Raw genomic sequence first — 21,555 nt, 5'->3', positions numbered from 1 at the left:
CATGAGAATACTTTATTTGGACCTCGATTCGCTTCGTCCCGATCATCTGGGCTGCTACGGCTATCATCGCGCCACGTCGCCCAACATTGACCGCATAGCGGAAGAGGGCACCGTCTTCACCAACTATTATTGCTCCGATGCGCCGTGCATGCCTTCCCGGACGGCTCTTATGTCGGGTAGATTCGGAATCCATACAGGCGTAGCCGGACATGGCGGCACCGCGGCGGATATGCGGCGGGACGGGGCGGCCCGGGGCTTCGAGGATCGGCTCAAGCGGGAGAGCCTCCCCTTCGTATTGCGGGAAGCGGGCTACAAGACGGCGACGATCAGCACGTTCGCCGACCGGCATTCCGCATGGACCTTCAATGCCGGCTTCCATGAGGTACATAATATCGGGGAGAACGGGTTGGAATCGGCGCATCAAGTACTCCCAACCGCGCTGAAGTGGCTAGAGGACAACGGGCGATCGGATCAATGGTTCCTGCATCTGAACTTCTGGGACCCCCATACGCCTTATCGGGTGCCGGATCAATACGGTCATCCGTTCGCGGATGAACCGTTGCCGGAATGGCTGACGGAAGAGGTGTTCCGATCCCATCTTCATAAGGAGGGGCAGCACAGCATTGCGGATATGAACGCGCTCGCGAAGTCGCATTACGGCAAGTGGAGCAGGCATAGCGCCCAAATCGAATCCTATGATGATATAAGAAAGATTATCGATAATTACGACTGCGCAATCCGTTACATGGATGATCATATCGGACATGTGCTGTCGCTGCTTGAGCGGCTCGGGGTCTTGGAGGAGACGGCCATACTGGTCAGCGCGGACCATGGGGAGAATATGGGGGAGCTTGGCATCTATTCCGAACATGGCACGGCCGACCAGGGGACCTGCCGCATCCCGATGATCTTCCGCTGGCCGGGCGGCGCGCAAGGCGCGAGGAACGAGGGACTGCATTACCATCTGGATCTTGCTCCCACTCTGGCCGATCTGATCGGCGCGAAACATCCGGAACGCTGGGATGGCATCAGTTATGCGGACGGCATATCCGGGGCATCGGACCGGGGAAGGGACTACCTCGTATTGACGCAATGCGCCCATGTCTGCCAGCGGAGCGTCCGGTTCGGGGATTGGCTGTATATTCGCTCTTATCACGACGGCTATCATGGTTTTCCGAAGGAAATGCTGTTCAATCTGAAGGACGATCCTTACGAGCAGAGCAATCTGGCAGAGGAACGGCGGGACGTGTGCAAGGAAGCGGTCTACCTGCTTAACGAATGGCATGACGGCATGATGGCGACGATGGACTGCGATACCGATCCGTTATGGACGGTCATGAAGGAAGGCGGGCCGCTGCACGCCGAGGAATACAGGAGCAAGAAGGACCTATAGCGGAGCAGGAGGCCGGCGCATGATGCGCCGGCTTATTTTTTTCTCTGGCTGACTAATTAACTTACAACAGCATGTGCAGCCAGACTCATGGATCGTGTAAGAGCAGATGTGCTCTTACAGCCTACTTTGGCATGCAGCTAGTTTCCGTGGTTACTGCGTACTAGTCTCGTTGCAGAAAGTGCAGCGGATAATCGTAATATAGCAACGAGTCTGCTTGTTGATTGCACTTTCTGCAACAGAAAAGCCCGATTAGTGGCTATGTGAGGCTGGTTAGAGCAATTCAGTTGCAGTTAATGCAATGAGAGGGGCTGGAGAGTGCGGGAACTGACCAATCTGCTGCAGAAAGTGCAACAGATTCTATGTACATTTGTATGGCGACTATGTCGGATTTTGCGATTGAAATTAATTGAAAGCACTTTCATTACGGAGTCCACATAGAAGGCTGATTATGTCCATACTCCGCTTTCGCCGTCCCTTTTATACTGAAAAAGCAGACAATGATCGCCGGATTCACAATACTAGAAAAGCAAGGAGTGACTGTTGATGCGCAGCGAGGCGAGCGTTGGAACAACAAAGAAGCTATGGAAAACGATGCTTCAGCACAAATACTTTTATCTGATGGTTCTGCCGGTTCTTATATGGTATGCGATGTTCGCCTACGCGCCGATGTACGGCGTGACGCTGGCTTTTAAGACGTTCGATTACAGCGGCGGCATTCTAGGCAGTCCCTGGATCGGATTCGAGCATTTCCAAAAGATATGGTCCGACGCGGATTTCCAAACGGCATTCAAAAACACGATCATCATCAGCTTGATGAAGCTGCTGATCAATTTCCCGATGCCGATCTTCCTAGCCATTCTATTAAACGAATTTTCGAGGAAAACGGCCAAACGGTTTTTCCAGACGGTCCTCACGTTCCCCCACTTCATCTCATGGGTCGTGCTTGCAGGCATTATTACGATGATCCTCAGCCGAGACGGCGTCGTGAACCAAATCATCATGTCCCTCGGATTCGAGTCCATCGCGCCGTTAACGGACAGCGAGTCCTTCCGGCCTCTGCTTTATCTCACCCATATGTGGCGGGAAGTCGGCTGGGATTCGATCATTTATCTGGCAGCGCTGGCGGGCATTAATCCCGAGCTGTACGAAGCGGCCGAGATGGACGGAGCCAACCGGTTCAAGAGACTGCTCCACATTGCATGGCCGGGAATCAAAAGCACGGTGGCGATTTTGCTTATTCTCCATGTAGGGCAGCTTCTTACGCAAGGCGCAAGCTTTGATCAAATTTTCAACCTGTACAGCTCACCTGTCTATGAGGTGGCCGATGTCATCGATACGTATATCTATCGCACATCGTTCCAAGTAGGGGGAGACTTCGGTTACATGACGGCGGCCGGTCTCATCAAGTCCGTCATCAGCCTCGTGCTTCTCGTCTTGGCGAACACAATCGTGAAGCGAATGGGCGAGGAAGGACTCTATTAAATTACAGCTTGGAGGTATTCGACTGATGAAGCAAATGCACGCGAACAAAAAAACACGACTGAGCGCGTTCGACATCGCCGTGTATATCGTGCTCGGACTATTGTCTCTCGTCACGTTTTTCCCGTTCTACAACGTCCTGATCATTTCGTTTGCCAAATTCGAGGTCATCAGCCAGTTCAATCTGTACTTGCTGCCTTTGTCCTTCGATTTAACGGCTTATAAGGTAATCCTGTCCGACGCGAAGTTTTGGAGCTCTACGGTCAATACGCTCATCGTAACCGTCGTTGGCGTTGCGTTCAGCATGACGATATCGGTTGCGGGCGCTTACGCGCTCTCCAAGAAAGGGATGCCGGGGCGGAACGCCATGCTGACGCTCATCCTGTTCACGATGTTTTTCAACGGCGGGCTTATTCCGTTCTATCTGATTATCAAATCGCTGGGGCTCGTCAACAGCATATTCGTCATGATCATTCCCGCAGGGCTGAATACGTTCTACTTGATTATTATGAAAAACTACTTCGGCACGCTGCCGGAAAGCTTGGAAGAGTCCGCGAAGCTGGACGGAGCCAACGACCTGTACATTTTGCTCAAAATCATTCTTCCCATCTCCGCGCCGTTCATCGCCACCTTTGGCTTGTTCTACGCGGTAGAGCGTTGGAACGAGTGGTGGTACGCGCTCATCTTTATCAGCGACTCCGCGAAGACGCCGCTCCAGATTTACTTGCGGGAGACGCTCATAACGAGCAATCAGCTGCTTAATACGCTTGCTCAGCAAGCGGCCGACAGCAATTCCAGCAAGGTGTATACGCCTGCTTTGCAGATGGCGACAGTCGTCATCTCCAGCGTGCCTATCCTGATGGTATATCCATTCCTGCAGAAGCACTTCGCCAAAGGGATACTAGTAGGCTCCATTAAAGGATAAGGAAATTCATATAGATGCTTGTCCTATCCTAGCAAAAGCTTCACAATGACAAAAAAGGGAGGATTTAAAATGAAAGGAATCAAGAAGTTTGGCTTCATCATGGCCTGTTTGGCTATGATCGCGGGTTTGCTTGCGGCTTGCGGCGGCAATGGGAACGAGAAACCGTCCGAGAGCCCGGCAACGACGAATTCGAGTGCGGGAGGCGAGGACGACCCGTATAAGGAGCCGATGGAAATTTCCGTTGCTTTCTGGGATGTAGAAGCGGAAGCCACCAAGATCGAGAAGGACCCGATCGTGCAGGAAATTTTGGAAAAATTCAATATGACCATTAAGCCGGTCAATACGACTTGGGATGACTATGGCCAAAAAATTCAGATGTGGGCCGCGTCCGGACAGCTGCCCGACGTATTCGCGATCGACGCAATCGGCACGCAGTATCAACGCAAGTGGGTCGAGCAAGGCGTCGTTGCCCCTCTGCCGGACTTGGAGAAGTTTCCAAACCTGGCGAAATATTTTGAAGCTCCGGACATTGCGGGGCTGGCCGTCGATGGCAAACAATACACGATTCCGAGAAGGATGTTCCCGAGCACGGACTGGAGCGCGCTTGACCGCGTCGTCTACTACCGTTGGGATTTGGCGCAGGAGGCCGGCGTTACGAAGGAGCCGGAGACTTGGGATGAGTTCAATGCAATGCTTGAAGCGATAGTGAAGGCCGATCCGGAAGGCAAGAAGATTACAGGCCTGACAGCGGCACAAGTGAAGATGCTGGGCGGATTGTTCTGGCTGTACGGCAACCCGGTTGCCACGAGCGACGGCAGCGGCGCGGATTTCAAATGGATCAAGGAAGACGGCAAGTTCATTCCGGCCGTATTCTCCAAGAATGCTCTGCCTGCCCTTCAAAACATGAAGAATATGTATGATACCGGTCTGATTGATCCGGATATCGCGCTGACAAGTCCGGATATCGCCTATGACAAATTTGCTTCGGGCAAAGCTGCGGCAATGCTTTCCGGCGGCGGATTCATCAACCTGGATTTGAACGTCAATACGAAACGTTGGGCTGCCGGCTACCCGGATAAGGATATGTCGGAAACGGTGAAAGTATTGAAGCCGCTGCAAGGACCTGACGGAGAGCGTAATCACGCCATCTTCAAAACGTATTGGTCCGAGAGCTACTTCAGCGGAAAGATCGATCCGAAGAAGCTGGACCGCATCTTGGCGCTGTATGATTACGTGCTGTCTCCGGAGGGCAAAGATCTCCTGACTTATGGCAAAGAAGGCGTGGACTACAAAGTAGAAGGCGACAAGAAGGTTATGCTGGATAAGACGCCTCATGTCGAGAAGTATCCGGCTACCGGTTTCCTGAGAGATTTGGTTGCATACGAAACATCGGACCGCTATGACGTTAGCAACCCGGCAATTGCCCATGAAGGCCTTAGAGAAGATGCCGTGGAATACATCGACTGGATTCTGAACAACACGAAAGTGCCGGAGTACGACATCCGCTTGACTTACATGTCGACTCCGACCAAGGACAGCTTTACGGTGTTCGATCACGACGATTTGCTCAAAGTGATGATGTCGAAGGATCCCGTGGAGCAATCCTGGCAGAAGATCATTGACGGCTATAAGTCCAAGGGACTCGACAAGATGATCGAAGAAGTGAACGCGAAGGCGAAAGAGCAAGGTATCCAATAAGCTCGGCACGCAGGCCATTCACGACGGGGACCCCGTCCTGAATGGCCTGTTGCGTTGTCTACCTAGATCAACGATCGGATTGCGGCTTTGCTGCTGCGGCTGTCAGAACAAGACAATACCGATGACCGCCGCCCCCGCGATTACGCTGATCGGATGGACTTTGTATTTGATAATGGCAAGAAAAGTTAGGACGCCTATCAATAGAGTTGCGAACGTAGTCCAATGGTAGATGGCCTCGGATTGTCCGGAGAATCCGAAATGAATCGCTGCGTATGCGATCAAGCCCGTAATAATGGGCCGCAGACCGTAAAAAGAGGATTTGACCCATATATTCGTATTCATTTTATAGAAAAAAGCAGCAATCAGGATCACGATGACGAGAGAAGGCAGGACCATTCCTGCCGTAGCAATAACGGAGCCCGGCAAGCCTCCCGCTTGGTAACCGATTAACGTTGCGCTGTTGGTTGCGACAGGTCCGGGCGACATGCCTGCAAGCGAGACGCTCCGCTGATATTGCTCGGCTGTCAGCCAGCCGTATCGCTCCACTTCGTATTGAATCGTAGGAATGACAGCATAGCCGCCGCCAAAGGACAAGAGCCCGATCTTTAGAAAGGAGAGAAATAATTGCCAGTATAGCATGGAACCACCCCTAAATATAATATTCAATCATGGTCGGATTCTCGCTGGGGGTTTTCTCGGTTTGAACGGACAGCCCGAGCAGCTTCTTCATGCGGATAAGGACAATGCCTGCAACCAATCCGACCAGAATCATGGCCGTTGGACTTATCCCGGTCAGCAGAAGCAGTGCTAACGAACAGACTGAAATGAGGATAGTACCCAGGTCGAACAATGCTGTTTTTCCCATTTTGAACGCTGCTACGGCGATGAGTCCGATGATTGCGCCATGTATGCCCTTGAAAGCGGCCTCTACCTTAGGCTCGGATTGGAAGGCTGCATAAAAGGCGCTAAGGAGAAAAACGATAATGAAACTGGGAAGCGTAATGCCTAGAGTCGCAGCGATTGCGCCAGGTACCTTGCCCATTCGATAACCCAGAAAGGCAGAAGCGTTCACGCCGACACCACCTGGCGCCGCGCTCGCCAAAGACATTAAATCATTCATTTCTTGGCGGGTTATCCATTTCCGCTTATCCACCAGTTCTTTTTCAATCATCGGAATCATGGCATACCCTCCACCGAATGTAGCGGGGCCGATTTTGAGAAAAACCCAAAATAATTCATATAAGCGCGATGTACCGTTAGTGGGGCGAATCTCCATAGCTGACACCTCTTCGTGCTTGTGTTTTCTTTATTATATCATCTTTATTCCAATTTGGGATAAACTATTGAGGATATCTTTATCAATAAATCTTATTTGAGAGATAAGTAGGTGATAATCGGTTTAGTTTTTGTTGAATTGGAATTAAGTAGTTCCGGAACATGAAAAAGGCTAAAGCACGAAGAGGTGCTTTAGCCTTGTCCGATAAACGCTAGGTTACATAGCGAGGTCTTTCCAAATCAGGAGTGCCGAACCTATCGCTACGGCATCTTCGCGAAGGATTCCTTTCGTAAAGCTCGGCGCATAGTCGGGATAATAATAGGTGTTTCGCTGCGCTGTATCTACTGCAGTCCGATAAAACAGTTCGTTGCTGTTAATCAGGGTGCCACCTAGAATAATGGTCTCGGGATGAAGGACGTTAATCAAGTTGGCAAGCCCGATTCCGAAATGCACGGCGGACTGGGTGAAAATTTCCTGCGCATAGGCGCTGCCTGCGTGAAGGCCGTGAAGCAGCATGTCATATGTAATTCGCTCCGGCGATATATGGGCTGTCCCGGGGATATCCGTACGTCCGGTTTTCGCATCGGCACGGGCACGTTTCACGAGCGCTTGAACGGAAGCGAATGCCTCCCAGGCGCCGTAGTTGCCGCGGTCATGCAAGCGGGGGCCGTCCATCTGAATGACCATTTGTCCTACAGCCCCTTCCATATCGACGGAGCCGTGAACGATATGTCCGTCCGACATCATCGCGGACCGCAGCCCGACGCCGGCATGGACGTAAAGCATATGCTGCAGATTTTCGCTGCGCATCGACCAATGTTCGCCGATCAAGGCGGCGTTCGCTCCGTTCTCTAATCGGGCGGGAATACCGGTTTTCTCCTCCAGAAGGCTGCAGATCGGCACATGGGTCCAGCCTGGGGACGGGAAATCGGAGGGCTTGGAAATAATTCCTTTGCTGCGTTCAAGCGGTCCAACGGCTCCGACGCCGATACCGATCACTTGATTTCGTTCAATATGGTGGTCTTGCATCATGGACTTGATGCTGCGGACGACATAATCAATCAGCTCGGGCGGGGACATGGCCTCGTCCATTCGCCATCTCATAAGAGCTTTGGCATTCATCTTGGCGTCGAAGAAACCAAGCGTTGATGTTCGGCGCGATATGTCCAAACCGAAGAAATAACCGTAATTCGGATTGATATCATACAAAATCGGTTTTCTGCCTCCGCTGGATTGTCCCTGGAAAGTCAGCAATAATTTATCCGTGAGCATCTCGTCCAGCAGTCGGGTCAAAGAGCTGCTTGTCATGCCGGATACGGGCATAAGCTCGGCCTTCGACGTCATGCCATGCTGGGCGACATGCATATAGATGAGCTTCTTCGGAGAAGCGATTTGGTGCGAGAATACGTTCATGCGTTAACCTCATTCCAAGTAATAGCATGGGAATCCCTTTATTATAATCGACTAGCAATTGTTTTTCTATCAGCAGCGAATTTCAGTATGCTAAACTGTTTTGGAAGGTTCGTGCACGCTAATTAGATGACCACTCAACTTATAGCGAAAGGGACGAGTAAACTGGAGCCTAAACAATCATGTTGTTCAGTCAGCCGAGGTCAAGCTTCGCAAACGGCAGCCATTCAAAAGAAATATGAACCGGGAGAGACGATTGTCTCCTCTCATCCTAATGACAGCTTCATCTCCTTGGAGGGCGGGGAGTTTTTTATGGGGACGGATGCGGCGGACGGATTTCCGGCTGACGGGGAAGGACCCATTCGGAAAGTACGCGTCGATCCGTTTCGTATCTCGCCATACGCGGTTACTAACAAACAATTCAGCGCATTCGTTCGAGATACCGGTTATTTAACGGAAGCGGAGAGATTCGGCTGGTCCTATGTCTTTCATTTGCTCGCATCGGAAGAAACGCGTCAGCACGTTGTGAACGTGCCGCGGCAAGTACCCTGGTGGCTTGTCGTGGAGGGGGCGTATTGGGAGAAGCCGGAAGGCCCCGATTCGTCAATCGAAGACCGGATGAACCACCCGGTTGTTCATATTTCATGGCATGACGCTGCGGCGTATTGCGCATGGTCGGGAACGCGTCTGCCGACGGAAGCGGAATGGGAATATGCAGCCAGGGGCGGGTTAAGCAGAAAGACGTATCCATGGGGCGATCTGCTAAAGCCGGATGGCAAGCATATGTGCAACATTTGGCAGGGGAAATTCCCGGTTAAAAACAATGCAAGCGACGGCTATGTGGGTACTGCACCCGTAGACGCCTATGAACCGAACGGATATGGCCTTTATAATATGTCGGGCAATGTATGGGAGTGGTGCGCGGATTGGTTTAGTCCGCATTATCATACAAGAACGAAGGATGTAAATCCTCTGTTTGACGTACCAACGGAAAATCGTTCGGTGCGGGGAGGTTCGTATTTGTGCCATCGTTCTTATTGCAACCGTTATCGGCTTGCAGCTAGAAGCAGTAATACACCGGACAGCTCAACGGGAAATATGGGGTTTCGTGTCGTCTGCGACTAGAATTGTAGACCAACTGAAAGAACGGGATGAAACAGGTAATGCACCTGTTCCATCCCGTATATGATTTTGCACATAAGACCAGTTAAACCAGATGTACATTGTCAAGGTTTATTCGATTTATCATACAAAAGTGGTTAATCCATCCATGTAGGCTGATGATGTTGTACGATATATCGATTAAAAACTTTGATTTGATCAATCTATAACCTTGGTTTGTATGATATATCTTATAACTAATGGTTAGTCTTCACCTATCATATGGAGGCTTCGGAATTGTAACGGCGTCATCCCCTCAAGCTGCCGGAAGCATGCACTAAAGTAGCTGGCTTGCGAGAAGCCTGTTTCCAGCGCGATTTGCTTTACGGACAGCTGGGTTGAGGCAAGTAGGCGTTTGGCTTGGATAAGACGGGCTTCCAGTAAAAAATCCGGAAAAGATTTTCCGAACGTCTGGCCGAATTTGCGACTGAAGTAATGCGTGCTGTATCCAGCGAGAGCAGCTGCTTTGTCGATAGAGAAGGACTCATGACTATGGGATCGAACGTAATTCGCGACAGCTCGGATTTTATCGGAAGCATAATTGATAGGCACGTTCAGCCGATCGGATGTAGTCTGCAGCCTTGTTAACAGTTCATACAAAGTAGAAGCTACGGTATATTCATCATCAATCTGATAGGTTCTGCCCAATGACAACAGTTTCTCGATTAAGCTCTCGATGGACGATAAGTTAGATAAGGAAAACAACCAAGGCTCATCAAGCCCTCTGCTATCTAGCAGCTCCTCTAGCCGCTCCCCGTAGAAATGAATCCACCGAATGTTCCAAGGCTCGCTTGCATCGGAGTAATATTTTTGTCTCATGCCTGGTCCATATAAGAAACCTTGTCCTTTCCCTAATTCATAACGTTTGCCTTCCGTGACAAGGCAGCCTTTGCCATCCAGCACGACATGCAAATTATAATTGCGATGGAGATTAAATTCTTGCGTTTGGAACTCGCGATTGACAAGATGATCGGGAAATTCGCTGAAACCTCCGATATAATCCGGAAAGCATACATGTCTAGGGAATAATGGCTTTGGCAGAAAGATATGTTCGTTCATGACTAACTCCTTACGCCGCAATATTTTGATTTAATTAAATGTGATCTCTATGTTTTTAGTTTGTTTCTAACATACGAATGACAATATTTTAATACATGTCGCATGTTTTTGTCATTTATTCAAGTCTGCTCGTCCTTTAAAATGAAGGTAGGAAAATCAACATGATGATTTTAAAGGAGAGATGGACGGTGCAACAACAACTATATTACGGCGTCGCTTACTATGACGAATATATGCCCTATGAGCGCCTTGAGGAAGACATTCGAATGATGAAGGCCGCCGGTATTAATGTCGTCCGCATTGCGGAATCGACATGGAGTACTCATGAACCGCAAAATGGGGTCTTCGACTTTACGAGTGTTGACCGTGTGCTTGACGCTATGCATAAAGCGGGTATTCATGTGATCGTCGGCACGCCGACGTATGCCGTTCCGACATGGATGGTTAAGGAGCATCCGGACGTGCTGGCCGAGACACCGAGCGGACCGGGCCGATACGGGGCAAGACAGATTATGGATATCATCAATCCGGCTTATCTCTTCTATTCGGAGAGGATTATCCGCAAGCTGATAAGCCGAGTATGTAGCCACCCTGCTGTTATTGGTTATCAGGTGGATAACGAAACCAAGCATTACCATACGAGCGGCCCTAATGTGCAGCATCGGTTCATTAAGTATATGAGGGAAAAATTCGGGACGGTGGAGCGGCTTAATCAGGAATTCGGCTTCGACTATTGGAGTAACCGAATCAACAGCTGGGAGGATTTCCCGTCCACCGTCGGTACGATCAACGGCAGTCTCGGCGCGGAATTCTCCCGATTCCAGCGTCAGTTGGTTACTGATTTTTTAGCTTGGCAAGTTTCCATTGTGAATGAGTATAAGCAGCCTAATCAGTTTGTGACGCATAACTTCGATTTTGATTGGCGGGGCCATTCGTTCGGTGTCCAGAAGGATGTCGATCACTTCGAAGCAGCAAAGGCGCTCGATATAGCGGGAGTCGATATTTATCATCCCTCGCAGGACGAGCTGACAGGGAAGGAAATCTCGTTTGGCGGCGACTCTACTCGATCTCTGAAGGGGAATAATTACTTCGTGCTTGAGACGCAAGCCCAAGCGTTTCCGAATTGGACGCCTTATCCTGGCCAGCTTCGGCTTCAAGCCTTCAGTCATCTGGCTTCCGGAGCCAATATGGTCGCATACTGGCACTGGCATTCGATCCATAACTCCGCTGAAACGTATTGGAAGGGCCTGCTCAGCCATGATATGGGGACGAATCCAACCTATGAGGAAGCGATAACGGTTGGTCGCGATTTCAAGCGGCTGTCTGCTAATCTCATCCATTTGAAGAAGGCGAACCGGGCAGCCATGCTTGTCAGTAATGAGGCGTTAACCGCGCTCGAATGGTTCAAGTTGCCTGGAGGCAAAGTCGGTTATAACGAAATGGTTCGTCTGCTCTATGACCGGTTGTATGAGGTGAATATTGGCTGTGATCTGCTGTATCCAAGCTCTTATGACTTGTTCGAGAATTATGACCTCATTGTCGTACCGGCGCTTTATGCGGCATCGGACGAACTTCTCGATAAGCTAAACCAATACGTGGAGAACGGCGGCCATGTTGTGTATACGTTTAAGAGCGGATTCGCCAACGAACATATTAAGGTTCGGACTAGCATTCAGCCAGCTATTATAGAAAAGGCATGCGGCATCCAATACAGTCAGTTCGTACAGCCGAATAAGGTTTCGCTCAAGGGAAATCCATTTGGTATTGATGAGGAGTCGGGCAAGGTTGATGTGTGGATGGAGCTCCTCACTCCGACAACGGCGGAGGTACTCGCCTGGTATGATCATCCTTACTGGGGGAAATATGCAGCGATTACGGAGAACCAATACGGCCTTGGTACGGCTACCTATATCGGTTACGTGCCAAGTCCGGAGGTTGCGGGGAAAGTGTTAGAGCGAGCTTGCAAGGCTGCAGGCCTATATGGCCCGGACCAAGAGCTTCGCTTTCCATTGATCGTCAAGAGTGGCGTAAATGAAGCAGGGCGGACCATCCGTTATTATTTTAACTATTCCAGTGATCCGCAGTCCTTCTCCTATCCTCATGGTAATGGGATCGAGTTATTATCCGATCGGAACATCGTGTCCGGGGAGCAAATCGTGTTAGACGGCTGGGGTTTCGCGATTATTGAGGAGAGCAAAAATTAAATAGAATCAGCTCAAAAGCATTTCCTCGTAAGGAGGAAATGCTTTTTTTTGGCTAACCTTCTATATGGATTATTTTTGCAATGAATACGTTAAATGAACGATCGTGCTGTTATATTGGCTGCCGTTCCATTCGGCATAAACGAGCGCTTTGCTGGAAGGACTCCAAGAGGTGGATGCATTTTCGATATCGACGGCCAGCTGGGTGGACTTATCGGTTAACAGGTCGTGGATATATAGCCCCTTCACGGTTACTCCGTTTACATCGGCCTTCTCGCTGTACGCAATCATCCGCTGATCGGGCGACCATGAAATCCCGTTAAGCTCCGTCCCTTCAGCAATCGTTTTTTGATTGCCCCCGTCTGCGTCGCAAAGAATCAATACGTTTTTGGAGCCGTTTGCTTGCAACACCAGCATTTGATTCCCGTCGGGCGAGGGGAATACGCCGTAAACATGATCCAAATTCATGCTTGCCTTTACCTTCGTCCCTAGGTCGAGCACCATTAAGGACTCATTGGAATTGGTAGTGTAATAAACCTTATCCTTCATTTTTTGGGCGATAACCAAAGGTTCCTCCGTTAAGCCGACTAATGGAGCGATGCTCCCGGTAGAACTTGCTGTGTAGGCGCCTCCGCTGTAAGCTGCGCCAATTATCGTTGCTTCATCCGACCAATGGGCGCTCATAGCTCCGCCAATCGGATCTCCCATAATGCCGAATGAATCCAACGTATTCAGGTCCATCATGTGATAGACAGGATCTCCTAATGAGAATTCGCTATATAGCAAATAGTTTTTATCAGCAGATAAGGACGCACCTCCCAGGAAAACATTAGCCTGTTCTTTTAGCAGCTCGTATTGTTTGGTAGTAAGGTTGTAGAAATACAGGCTTCTAGGGTAGGAATCCGACAATTCCTCCAGCTTCATTTTATCTAGTGACGTGTTTTCTTTCGATACGATGACGGTTTCCTCGTTCAACCAGTCCGTTATTTCCATCTTTTCATACCGTTCCATTTTGTCGACGGAAACAGTAGGCTCGCCTGCTTCCTTGCCGGTATCATCAATAACCGTAATCGTTTCCCCGGGCTCTTTGATGACCACCCTGTTAACGCCCTCTTCCGAACTGCAGGCCGTAACGTATATAAGCAGCGTTGCAGCAAAACCGACTATGATCCTATTTGTTTTCTTCATTAAGATCGCCTCCTCGATACCTACAATATCAAGAAATTGTTCCAATCCTGCAAACGGATGTTTCCAAGATGTAAACAAAAGCAACGAATATGTTAATTTTAGTTACCCAATTCCAATGGCCCATAAGCCGGGAAAGAGATTCTGAATACGGTTCCTGCCGAATCGGTGCTCACAAGCTCGATAGAGCCCCCTTGCGATTCCGCAACCTTCTTGGCTAGAGAAAGTCCTAGACCGGCGCCGCCATGTTCCTGGGCTCTGTTTTTGTCGACGGTGTAGAATGGCTCGAAAATTTTGTGCGCTACGTCTTCCGGGATGCCAATGCCCGTATCGGCTATTTCAATGACAACCTGACCATCCTTCCATTCATTCCTTACCCAAATACGGCCCTTTGGTTTGTTATATTTAATGGCGTTATCCATAAGATTGACAAGAACGATCGTCAAGCAGTCTTTGTCGGCCTCCGCATTAGCTTCGGTTAATTCCGTCTCCAGTCGTATGCCGAACTTATCCAGCTTCCCTTGCAGGCTGTTCAGCACGAGCTGGATCGCTTGCCGCACATCGATTTTTTCTTTAATGAATTCAAAATCGTATTTGTCCAGCGATGCCAATTGCAACACCTTTTCGACCATTTCATAAAGCCGCCGAGTTTGGCTTTGGATATTGGCTTTCGCTGTTTTGAGCAACTCCTCATCGTCCGGGTACATGTCAAGCAAATCTAGATAGGCTTTAATGGATGTTAACGGTGTTTTGAACTCGTGGGTAACGTTGCCGATAAACTGCTTTTGCTGCTTATCAAGCAGAGATAATTTATGGACCGCCAGCGTTAATTTTTCCCGTTCGTGATCCTTATCTCGGATGGTTCGCATAATTTGCTCGCTCATGGCCCGGATGCCTTCGCTCAATTCACCGATTTCATCGTTTCGCGAGAGCGTGTCTGCCGTGAACTGCCCGTCCCGAATCCGATCCACCGTGCGGTTAAGTCTGATGATGCCGCCGGCAAACGAATTAAAGTAAACATAAGCCAAAATAAAGCTGAGCAAAAACACGCCCGTCCCGATATAAATAAACAGCTGCTTGATCTGATTGTAGAAAGCCAGGTTTTTCGATAAGGAGTAATTGAACTGCACAACGCCGATCTGCTCATTGCCCGCGCTTAACGGGGTCATGTAATACAGCGATTCTTTTTCCGTGAGATAGGCCGTTTTATTGTTCAGGGCAAAGGCTAACGTTTTCTTCATGCTGCCTGTTGCAACGTTCGGTCTGTCTTTATTAAGAATGGTTCCTTGCTGATCGTATAACACGACCGATTGCCCGCTAATTAATTCTAATTGCTCTGCAAAATCCTTGCCTTTCGACGCAAGAAACGTTTGAGGCACTTTGATCGACTCGGTCATAATGGTCTGGATCAAATAGACGTTTGCGGTTGTCGCTTGCTGGGCAAAATACTGCTCGATCTCCGCCTGCTGATTTTTTTTGATGCCTTCCAGCACGAGCAAGCTTAGGACGAACACCGTAAGAAGCAATAGGATAGCCAAAAAAATACTGAATTTAATTTTTATGCTGATTCTCACGGTATCCTCCCATCGCTTTATAACCGATGCCGTGTACGGTCTGTATGATATCGCTATGATCGGCTCCTAGCTTTTTTCTAAGCCTTTGCACATGAATGTCCACGGTGCGCGTGCCGCCTATATAATCCATTCCCCAGACCAAATCCAAAAGCTGCTCTCTCGTATAGACTCTGTCGGGGCTGGCAATCAGCAGTGCCAACAGATCGTATTCTTTCGGTGTCAAGTCCAGCTTCTCGTCGCCGGCAAAAGCCGTTCGTTTGCTCCTATGTAGCACGATTCCGCTCAGCTTGATTTCGTCAAGCTCTTGCTTCTCTCCTGCGGCCTGCATTCTTCTAAGCAAGGACTTTAAACGCGCAAGCAGCTCCCGCATATCGAAGGGCTTCGTGATATAATCGTCGGCTCCCAGCTCAAGTCCCAAAATTTTGTTGATGATATCCTCTTTGGCTGTCAGCATGATCACGCCGATGCGCCCTTTATCCTGCAGCTTCTTCAGAATGTCATAGCCATCCATGCCGGGAAGCATCACATCCAAAATGATGGCATCCGGACGAAACGCATATACGCTTTCCAATGCTGCTGATCCATGAGCAACTACCTGGACGGTGTATCCTTCTCTTCTTAGGGCGTATGCGATGGCATCCGCAATGTTTCTTTCGTCTTCGATGACCATAATTTTTTCGTTCATTGATTCACCGATCCATTCTCGCAATTTACAAAACAGTCTATCATCCCTGAAACTTGAAATCTATCACTCATTTCTAGTATAAATGGTGTATGTCTGGAAAAGTGGAGTGTAGCGATGTATAAGGTACTCTTAGTGGATGACGAATTTATTATATTAGACGGCATTGCTTCGGTCGTAGATTGGGAAGCATGCGGTACGCAATTAATCGGAACGGCGCAAAACGGAGTCGAGGCGTTCGAGCTCGTGAAGCGCGATCCGCCGGATATTATTATCAGCGACATTCGCATGCCGGGAATGGACGGCCTGCAGCTCGTAGCAGCGGTGAGGGAGCTTAATCCGGATATATCGTTTATTTTGCTAACGGGCTTCTCCGAATTCGATTATGCGAAGACCGCCATGCAGCACGGGGTCAATCACTATTTGCTGAAGCCGTGCAGCGAGGAAGCGCTAATGGAAGCGCTCGAGGAAGTCGTGCAGCGGCGACGGGAAAAGGATGACAACGACCATTTTGTGCAATCGATTAAGTACGGCCTCGAGCGCGTGCTGCCGCATGCGAAGGAGCAATTTCTGAAGGAGCTCGTCACGAACAAAACGTACGGCGTTATGGAATGGCAATATTTCGGCCGCTTGTTCGGTCTGCAGTTTCAAACCCAGCGCGTTCGGCTGCTGCTTGCGGAAATCGAAGGCGATTACGAGTACGAGCATTTGTTTGCGGTCAAAAACATTGCCGAGGACGTATTTCAAAATCCGGTCTTAAGCTCGACGGTAGGAGGCCATGTGCTGCTGCTGATGGAGGATGAGCTTAGCGAGGAGCAATTGTTCGAGAAAATCGACGCGATCCGCTCCACCTTTATGAAATATTACCGTTTGGATCTAACGGCCGCGCTGAGCGAGCCCGGCGAGCTCGCGCATGTGAGGCGGTTGTACACGCATACGCTTGCTTGTCTCAATCACCGGTTCTACCTTGGGGAAGGAAGCTTAATTACGGAACGCGATATTTCCGTTCCGGAGGATGCGGAGAAGCGGGATTTCGAATACGATCCGGAGCGGCTGTCGATGCCGATCAAGGCGGGCCACTGGGCGGACGCCGAGCTTGAGCTGAAGCGAATGTTCGGGGAGCTGTCCGAGCTTCGATATGAGATCGAGGAAACGAAGTCGTATCTCATCCAAATCTTCATGGAAATTATTCGTATATGCTCTCCCGCTCAGATGAAAGGATATTTGGACAAGCTGCCGGGTCTAATCGCGGTCAGCACGCTGCAGTCGTTCGAGCAGTTTGTTATGACGATCGCCCGCGAAATTACGCTGGACCGTTATGAGCGCAACCGCCGCAAGCAGTCGCAAATGGTGCAAAGCGTGATCCAGATCGTGCAGGAGAGATACAGCGACGAAACGTTGACGCTGCAGACGATTGCTGCCGAAATTTATATGAATCCCGATTACATCAGCAAAATGTTCAAAAAGGAAACCGGCGAAAAGTTTACGAATTACGTCATGAACATCCGGATCGAGAAGGCGCTGGAGCATATCGAGCGCGGAGGCGACTTGACGATTGCATCGCTGGCCGAAGCGTCGGGCTTCGGTGAAAATTATTCGTATTTCAGCAAAATATTCAAGAAGTATACCGGTTTTTCGCCATCCGAATACCGGAAATCACCTTCATAAGCGATACGCACAGTAGCACCTTGCATCCGTACTTAGACGGATTGCAGGGTGTTTTTTCTTTCTCTCCTAAGCCAATGTCGGATTTTTTTCAACGGAAATTTAGCAACGGTTTTGAACAAAAAGGCATCGGAAATGGACATGGGCATCGTCAATCGAAGCGGTTATAGTAGTAAGCGTAATCATTAATTAATTAACACGAAGGATGGAGGGTTACCCGATGGAGCTGGAGCAACAGCTGGCAGACAAGAGCGCAAAGGCGAAGACAAGCACATTATCCTTCATCAAAAAGGAACTCATTCGGAATAAATATGTATACCTCATGTTAATTCCGGTTGTCGCTTACTACTTGATTTTCAGCTATGGACCGATGTACGGCCTCCTGATGGCGTTTCAAAAGTCTTACAGTCCGATCAAGGGCATTATGGAAGGCAAATGGATCGGGTTCGACAACTTTACGATGTTTTTCGAAAGTTATTACTTTTGGCGAATTATAAAAAATACGCTTATTCTCAGCTTTTATAGTATTGTGTTCGGCTTCCCGGCCCCGATTATATTGGCGCTGCTGCTGAACGAGGTTCGATTGAAGTGGTTCAAGAGCACGGTGCAAACGGTCAGCTATATGCCTCACTTCATATCCGTCGTAGTCGTAGTCGGTATGTTGAAAACGTTCTCAGCGCTTGACGGCGGCTTGTTCAACGTCATTCGAAGCTTCTTCGATCTTCAGCCGGTCATGTTCCTAGCGGAAGCGGATATGTTCAGGCCGATGTACATTTTGTCGAACATCTGGCAAGGTGCGGGCTGGGCGTCGATCATCTTCCTGGCGGCGCTGAGCGGCATCGATCCGCAGCTGTACGAAGCGGCGAAGATGGATGGCGCGGGGCGCTGGAAGCAATTAATGCATATTACGCTTCCGGGTATATTGCCAACGATTGTCGTCATGCTGATTCTTCGTCTAGGCGCAGTGATGAATTCCGATTTCCAAAAAATATTGCTTATGCAAACAGCGCCAACCTATGAGACATCCGACGTCATATCGACCTTCGTCTATCGGTCAGGCATTCTGGAAGGCAATTACACATACTCGACAGCAATCGGACTCATTAACGGTGTCATTAACTTCTCGCTGCTATTGCTAGCGAACTCGATTAGCCGCAAGGTGAATTCCACAAGTCTCTGGTAAATAGGAGGAGCCTATGAAACGCTCAACAGGCGAATATGTATTCGATACCGTCAACATCCTGCTGCTATGTTTTGTCATAGCACTGTGCTTCTACCCGATGCTGTACGTGCTTAACTCATCGGTCAGCGATCCGGATCAAATGCTTCGGTCGCGATCGCTCATGCTGCTGCCTCAAGGCTTCCAGCTTGAAGCTTACAAATTCGTGTTCAATTATCCAAAGATCTATACCGGATATCTCAATACGCTTATCTACGTTGTGGTCGGAACGACAATTAACCTGTTTATGACCTCGCTTGCCGCTTACGGGCTTTCCCGTATGGATCTAATGGGCAGAAAGACGCTCATGAAGATGATTACATTTACGATGTTTTTCGGCGGCGGCATGATTCCGACTTTCCTGCTCGTGCAAAATCTCGGTCTTGTCGACACGAGATGGGCGCTTCTTATCCCAGGCGCAATCAGTACCTTCTACTTCCTTATTATGAAGACGAGCTTCGAGTCGATTCCGATCAGCCTGATCGAATCGGCCAAGCTTGACGGAGCCAATGACATCACTGTTCTGTTCCGCATCGTGCTTCCGCTGTCCAAATCGATTCTTGCGGTGATGATGCTGTATTACGCGGTTGATCATTGGAACGATTACGTGAATCCGATGCTTTATCTGCGCAGTCAAGAGCTGTATCCGATCCAAATCGTCATGCGCGATATTCTCATTAGCAGCAGTACGGAAGCGATGGGGGCGGGAGCGGACACGGGCTTTGCGATCGGGGAAAACATCAAGTACGCGACGATCATTATTTCGACGCTGCCGATTATGATTGTGTACCCGTTCATCCAACGATTTTTTGTTCAAGGCGCTTTAATCGGTGCCGTGAAACAATAAATAAATTCAAACTTTACTTGGAGGCGATTCACTGTGAAGAAAAAAGCGGGGTTAATTCTTGTGAGCTCCATGGTGCTGCTCAGCATCTTGTCGGCATGCTCGGGGAACAACAATGGATCAAACACAGGCAATAACGGCAATACGCCGGCGGGTACGGAGGCGCCTAAGGAAGAAGCGATTACTGAAATTCCGCTTCCGATTACGAACGAATCGTTCACGATCGATTATTGGCGCGCTAACGACGGCAAGCTGACGGCTTCTTTGCAAAATTTCGGTGAAATGGCCAGCTATAAAAAGAAAGAAGAGCTGACCGGGATCAAAGCCGAATTTACGCATCCGCCGCTAGGACAGCAGAAGGATCAGTTCAACCTGCTGATCGCTACGAAAGATTTGCCGGACGTGATTTATTATAACTGGGCAGATGCTGTCGGCGGACCCGAGAAAATGATCGATGACGGCCGCATTATCCGCCTGAACGAGCTGATTGATCAATATGCGCCGAACCTGAAAAAAATTATCGATTCCGATCCGGACGTGAAGAAGCAAATTTCACTCGACGACGGCACGATTTACATGTTCCCGTTGCTTAAATTGGATGCCTTGAAGCTGAACGCGACTTCTGGTCTCATTATGCGGAAAGACTGGCTTGATAAGTTGAACCTGAAGTCACCGACAACGATCGACGAGTGGCATACGGTATTGAAAGCGTTCAAGGAGCAGGATCCGAACGGCAACGGCAAAGCCGACGAGCTTCCGTTCACCGGCAACTGGGGCCCTGGCAACCTGACGAAGCTGCATGACTTCGCGCCTGCGTTCGGCGTTATCGGCGGCTTCCAAATCCAGGACGGCAAAGTAGCATTCGGTCCGATCCTGCCTGGATATAAAGATTTCCTTACGGAAATGGCGAAATGGTACCAAGAAGGACTTGTCGATCCTGAGATTATGACGAACGACGGCAAAGCGTTCGACTACAAAGTGACGAATAACTTAGCCGGATCTTATCAAGGCGGCGTATTCAGCGGCATGGGCAAATACTTTAACTTGATGAGAGGCACCGATCCGAACTTCAACTTGACGGGCGTTGCTTCGGCGCTTGCGCCGGACGGCAAATCATACGCGGCGTTCAATATGGAAAATAAAGTGTTGACTTACGGCGAAGCGATTACTTCCAGCGCGGACAAAGATAAGCTGAAGTATATCGTTCAATGGATGGATTACAACTACAGCCCTGAAGGCAGCGATTTGTTCAACTTCGGCATCGAAGGCGAGAGCTACACGAAAGAGGGCGACACTTACAAGTTTACGGATCTGATTACGAAAAATCCGGACGGCTTGACGTATGACCAAGCGCTTTCGAAATTCGCGCTCTCGATCATGGACGGACCGATCAACCAAGACAGCAAATATTTGGACGCGCTGCTGTTTGACCAAGGTCAAAAAGACGCGAACACGGAATGGATGAAGCAGAGCTCGGCGCTGGCGCTTCCTATGATTCGCCTTTCGATCGACGAAGCAAGCCAAGTGACCTCCATCATGAGCCAAGTTAACACATACTTGAACGAAACGATGACTGCAATCATAAACGGCTCGAAGCCGGTGTCAGAGTATGACAAAATGGTAGATACGATCAAAGGCATGGGTATTGACGAAGCGATTAAGCTTCATCAAGCAGCTTACGAACGTTATATGAACAAGTAATAGCCAATAGAGAGACTGTTTACCGGGGCGGCGAAAGCCTCGGCAAGCAGTCTCTTCTTCCAGCTTCGATCATGCGGAATGAG

At 49.5% G+C, this 21,555-nt stretch carries 16 protein-coding genes and 1 pseudogene; 10 read left to right on the top strand and 7 right to left on the bottom strand.

Features of this window, described 5'->3' with window-relative positions:
* The first annotated feature begins 1 nt into the window (after position 1).
* From AC0YN0_RS21660 to AC0YN0_RS21645, 4 genes are all read left to right on the top strand, one after another.
* Positions 2 to 1,393 carry a sulfatase family protein gene (locus AC0YN0_RS21660; protein ID WP_475823114.1) on the top strand — a complete coding sequence of 464 codons (1,392 nt, stop codon included), beginning with the start codon at positions 2 to 4 and terminating at the stop codon, positions 1,391 to 1,393.
* 543 nt (positions 1,394 to 1,936) lie between these two features.
* Positions 1,937 to 2,875: an ABC transporter permease gene (locus AC0YN0_RS21655; RefSeq protein WP_475823113.1), complete on the top strand. Its 939-nt coding sequence runs from the start codon at positions 1,937 to 1,939 to the stop codon at positions 2,873 to 2,875.
* Positions 2,876 to 2,900: 25 nt separating this feature from the next.
* Entirely contained in the window at positions 2,901 to 3,797 is an 897-nt protein-coding gene (locus AC0YN0_RS21650) for a carbohydrate ABC transporter permease (protein WP_475823112.1), read from the top strand.
* A 69-nt stretch (positions 3,798 to 3,866) separates the two neighbouring features.
* A complete protein-coding gene (locus tag AC0YN0_RS21645) occupies positions 3,867 to 5,495 on the top strand; it encodes an extracellular solute-binding protein (protein WP_475823111.1) in 1,629 nt (542 codons plus the stop codon).
* 102 nt (positions 5,496 to 5,597) lie between these two features.
* Here AC0YN0_RS21645 and AC0YN0_RS21640 read toward each other — a convergent pair whose 3' ends face one another.
* The 3 genes from AC0YN0_RS21640 to AC0YN0_RS21630 all read right to left on the bottom strand — a co-directional run bounded on the left by AC0YN0_RS21640 (position 5,598) and on the right by AC0YN0_RS21630 (position 8,184).
* Positions 5,598 to 6,134, bottom strand: a complete 537-nt coding sequence (locus AC0YN0_RS21640) for a chromate transporter (RefSeq protein ID WP_475823110.1) — start codon at positions 6,132 to 6,134, stop codon at positions 5,598 to 5,600.
* A gap of 10 nt (positions 6,135 to 6,144) precedes the next feature.
* The gene (locus tag AC0YN0_RS21635; RefSeq protein ID WP_475823109.1) at positions 6,145 to 6,771 is read right to left on the bottom strand and encodes a chromate transporter; all 627 of its coding nucleotides are present in this window, start codon (positions 6,769 to 6,771) and stop codon (positions 6,145 to 6,147) included.
* A gap of 216 nt (positions 6,772 to 6,987) precedes the next feature.
* A complete protein-coding gene (locus AC0YN0_RS21630; protein WP_475823108.1) occupies positions 6,988 to 8,184 on the bottom strand; it encodes an ROK family protein in 1,197 nt (398 codons plus the stop codon).
* A 285-nt stretch (positions 8,185 to 8,469) separates the two neighbouring features.
* Between AC0YN0_RS21630 and AC0YN0_RS21625 the strand changes: the two are divergent.
* Positions 8,470 to 9,306, top strand: a pseudogene (locus AC0YN0_RS21625) (formylglycine-generating enzyme family protein); the annotation flags it as partial.
* Positions 9,307 to 9,546: 240 nt separating this feature from the next.
* On the opposite strand, the gene AC0YN0_RS21620 reads toward AC0YN0_RS21625, so the two are convergent.
* Positions 9,547 to 10,401 (bottom strand): AraC family transcriptional regulator, encoded by an 855-nt coding sequence (locus AC0YN0_RS21620; protein ID WP_475823107.1) that lies wholly within the window; start codon positions 10,399 to 10,401, stop codon positions 9,547 to 9,549.
* A 188-nt stretch (positions 10,402 to 10,589) separates the two neighbouring features.
* Between AC0YN0_RS21620 and AC0YN0_RS21615 the strand changes: the two genes are divergently transcribed.
* On the top strand, positions 10,590 to 12,605 hold the full coding sequence (locus tag AC0YN0_RS21615) for a beta-galactosidase (RefSeq protein WP_475823106.1): 2,016 nt from the start codon (positions 10,590 to 10,592) through the stop codon (positions 12,603 to 12,605).
* 69 nt (positions 12,606 to 12,674) lie between these two features.
* Here AC0YN0_RS21615 and AC0YN0_RS21610 read toward each other — a convergent pair whose 3' ends face one another.
* The 3 genes from AC0YN0_RS21610 to AC0YN0_RS21600 form a co-directional block, all read right to left on the bottom strand.
* Entirely contained in the window at positions 12,675 to 13,790 is a 1,116-nt protein-coding gene (locus AC0YN0_RS21610) for a TolB family protein (RefSeq protein ID WP_475823105.1), read from the bottom strand.
* Positions 13,791 to 13,888: 98 nt separating this feature from the next.
* Positions 13,889 to 15,361 (bottom strand): sensor histidine kinase, encoded by a 1,473-nt coding sequence (locus AC0YN0_RS21605; protein WP_475823104.1) that lies wholly within the window; start codon positions 15,359 to 15,361, stop codon positions 13,889 to 13,891.
* Entirely contained in the window at positions 15,339 to 16,046 is a 708-nt protein-coding gene (locus tag AC0YN0_RS21600) for a response regulator transcription factor (protein ID WP_475823103.1), read from the bottom strand. Before AC0YN0_RS21600 ends, AC0YN0_RS21605 begins: the two co-directional genes overlap by 23 nt.
* A gap of 114 nt (positions 16,047 to 16,160) precedes the next feature.
* On the opposite strand from AC0YN0_RS21600, the gene AC0YN0_RS21595 reads away from it, so the two are divergent.
* From AC0YN0_RS21595 to AC0YN0_RS21580, 4 genes are all read left to right on the top strand, one after another.
* Positions 16,161 to 17,711 (top strand): response regulator, encoded by a 1,551-nt coding sequence (locus AC0YN0_RS21595; RefSeq protein WP_475823102.1) that lies wholly within the window; start codon positions 16,161 to 16,163, stop codon positions 17,709 to 17,711.
* Between the two features lie 217 nt (positions 17,712 to 17,928).
* A complete protein-coding gene (locus AC0YN0_RS21590) occupies positions 17,929 to 18,891 on the top strand; it encodes an ABC transporter permease (RefSeq protein ID WP_475823101.1) in 963 nt (320 codons plus the stop codon).
* Between the two features lie 13 nt (positions 18,892 to 18,904).
* Entirely contained in the window at positions 18,905 to 19,774 is an 870-nt protein-coding gene (locus AC0YN0_RS21585; protein ID WP_442048851.1) for a carbohydrate ABC transporter permease, read from the top strand.
* 33 nt (positions 19,775 to 19,807) lie between these two features.
* Positions 19,808 to 21,472 carry a type 2 periplasmic-binding domain-containing protein gene (locus tag AC0YN0_RS21580; protein WP_475823100.1) on the top strand — a complete coding sequence of 555 codons (1,665 nt, stop codon included), beginning with the start codon at positions 19,808 to 19,810 and terminating at the stop codon, positions 21,470 to 21,472.
* Positions 21,473 to 21,555: the final 83 nt, after the last annotated feature.

It is taken from the genome of Paenibacillus sp. J22P218, from assembly GCF_056269195.1.
Note: the sequence above shows the minus strand (reverse complement) of the source record. Positions and strands in the feature narration are given on the sequence as shown.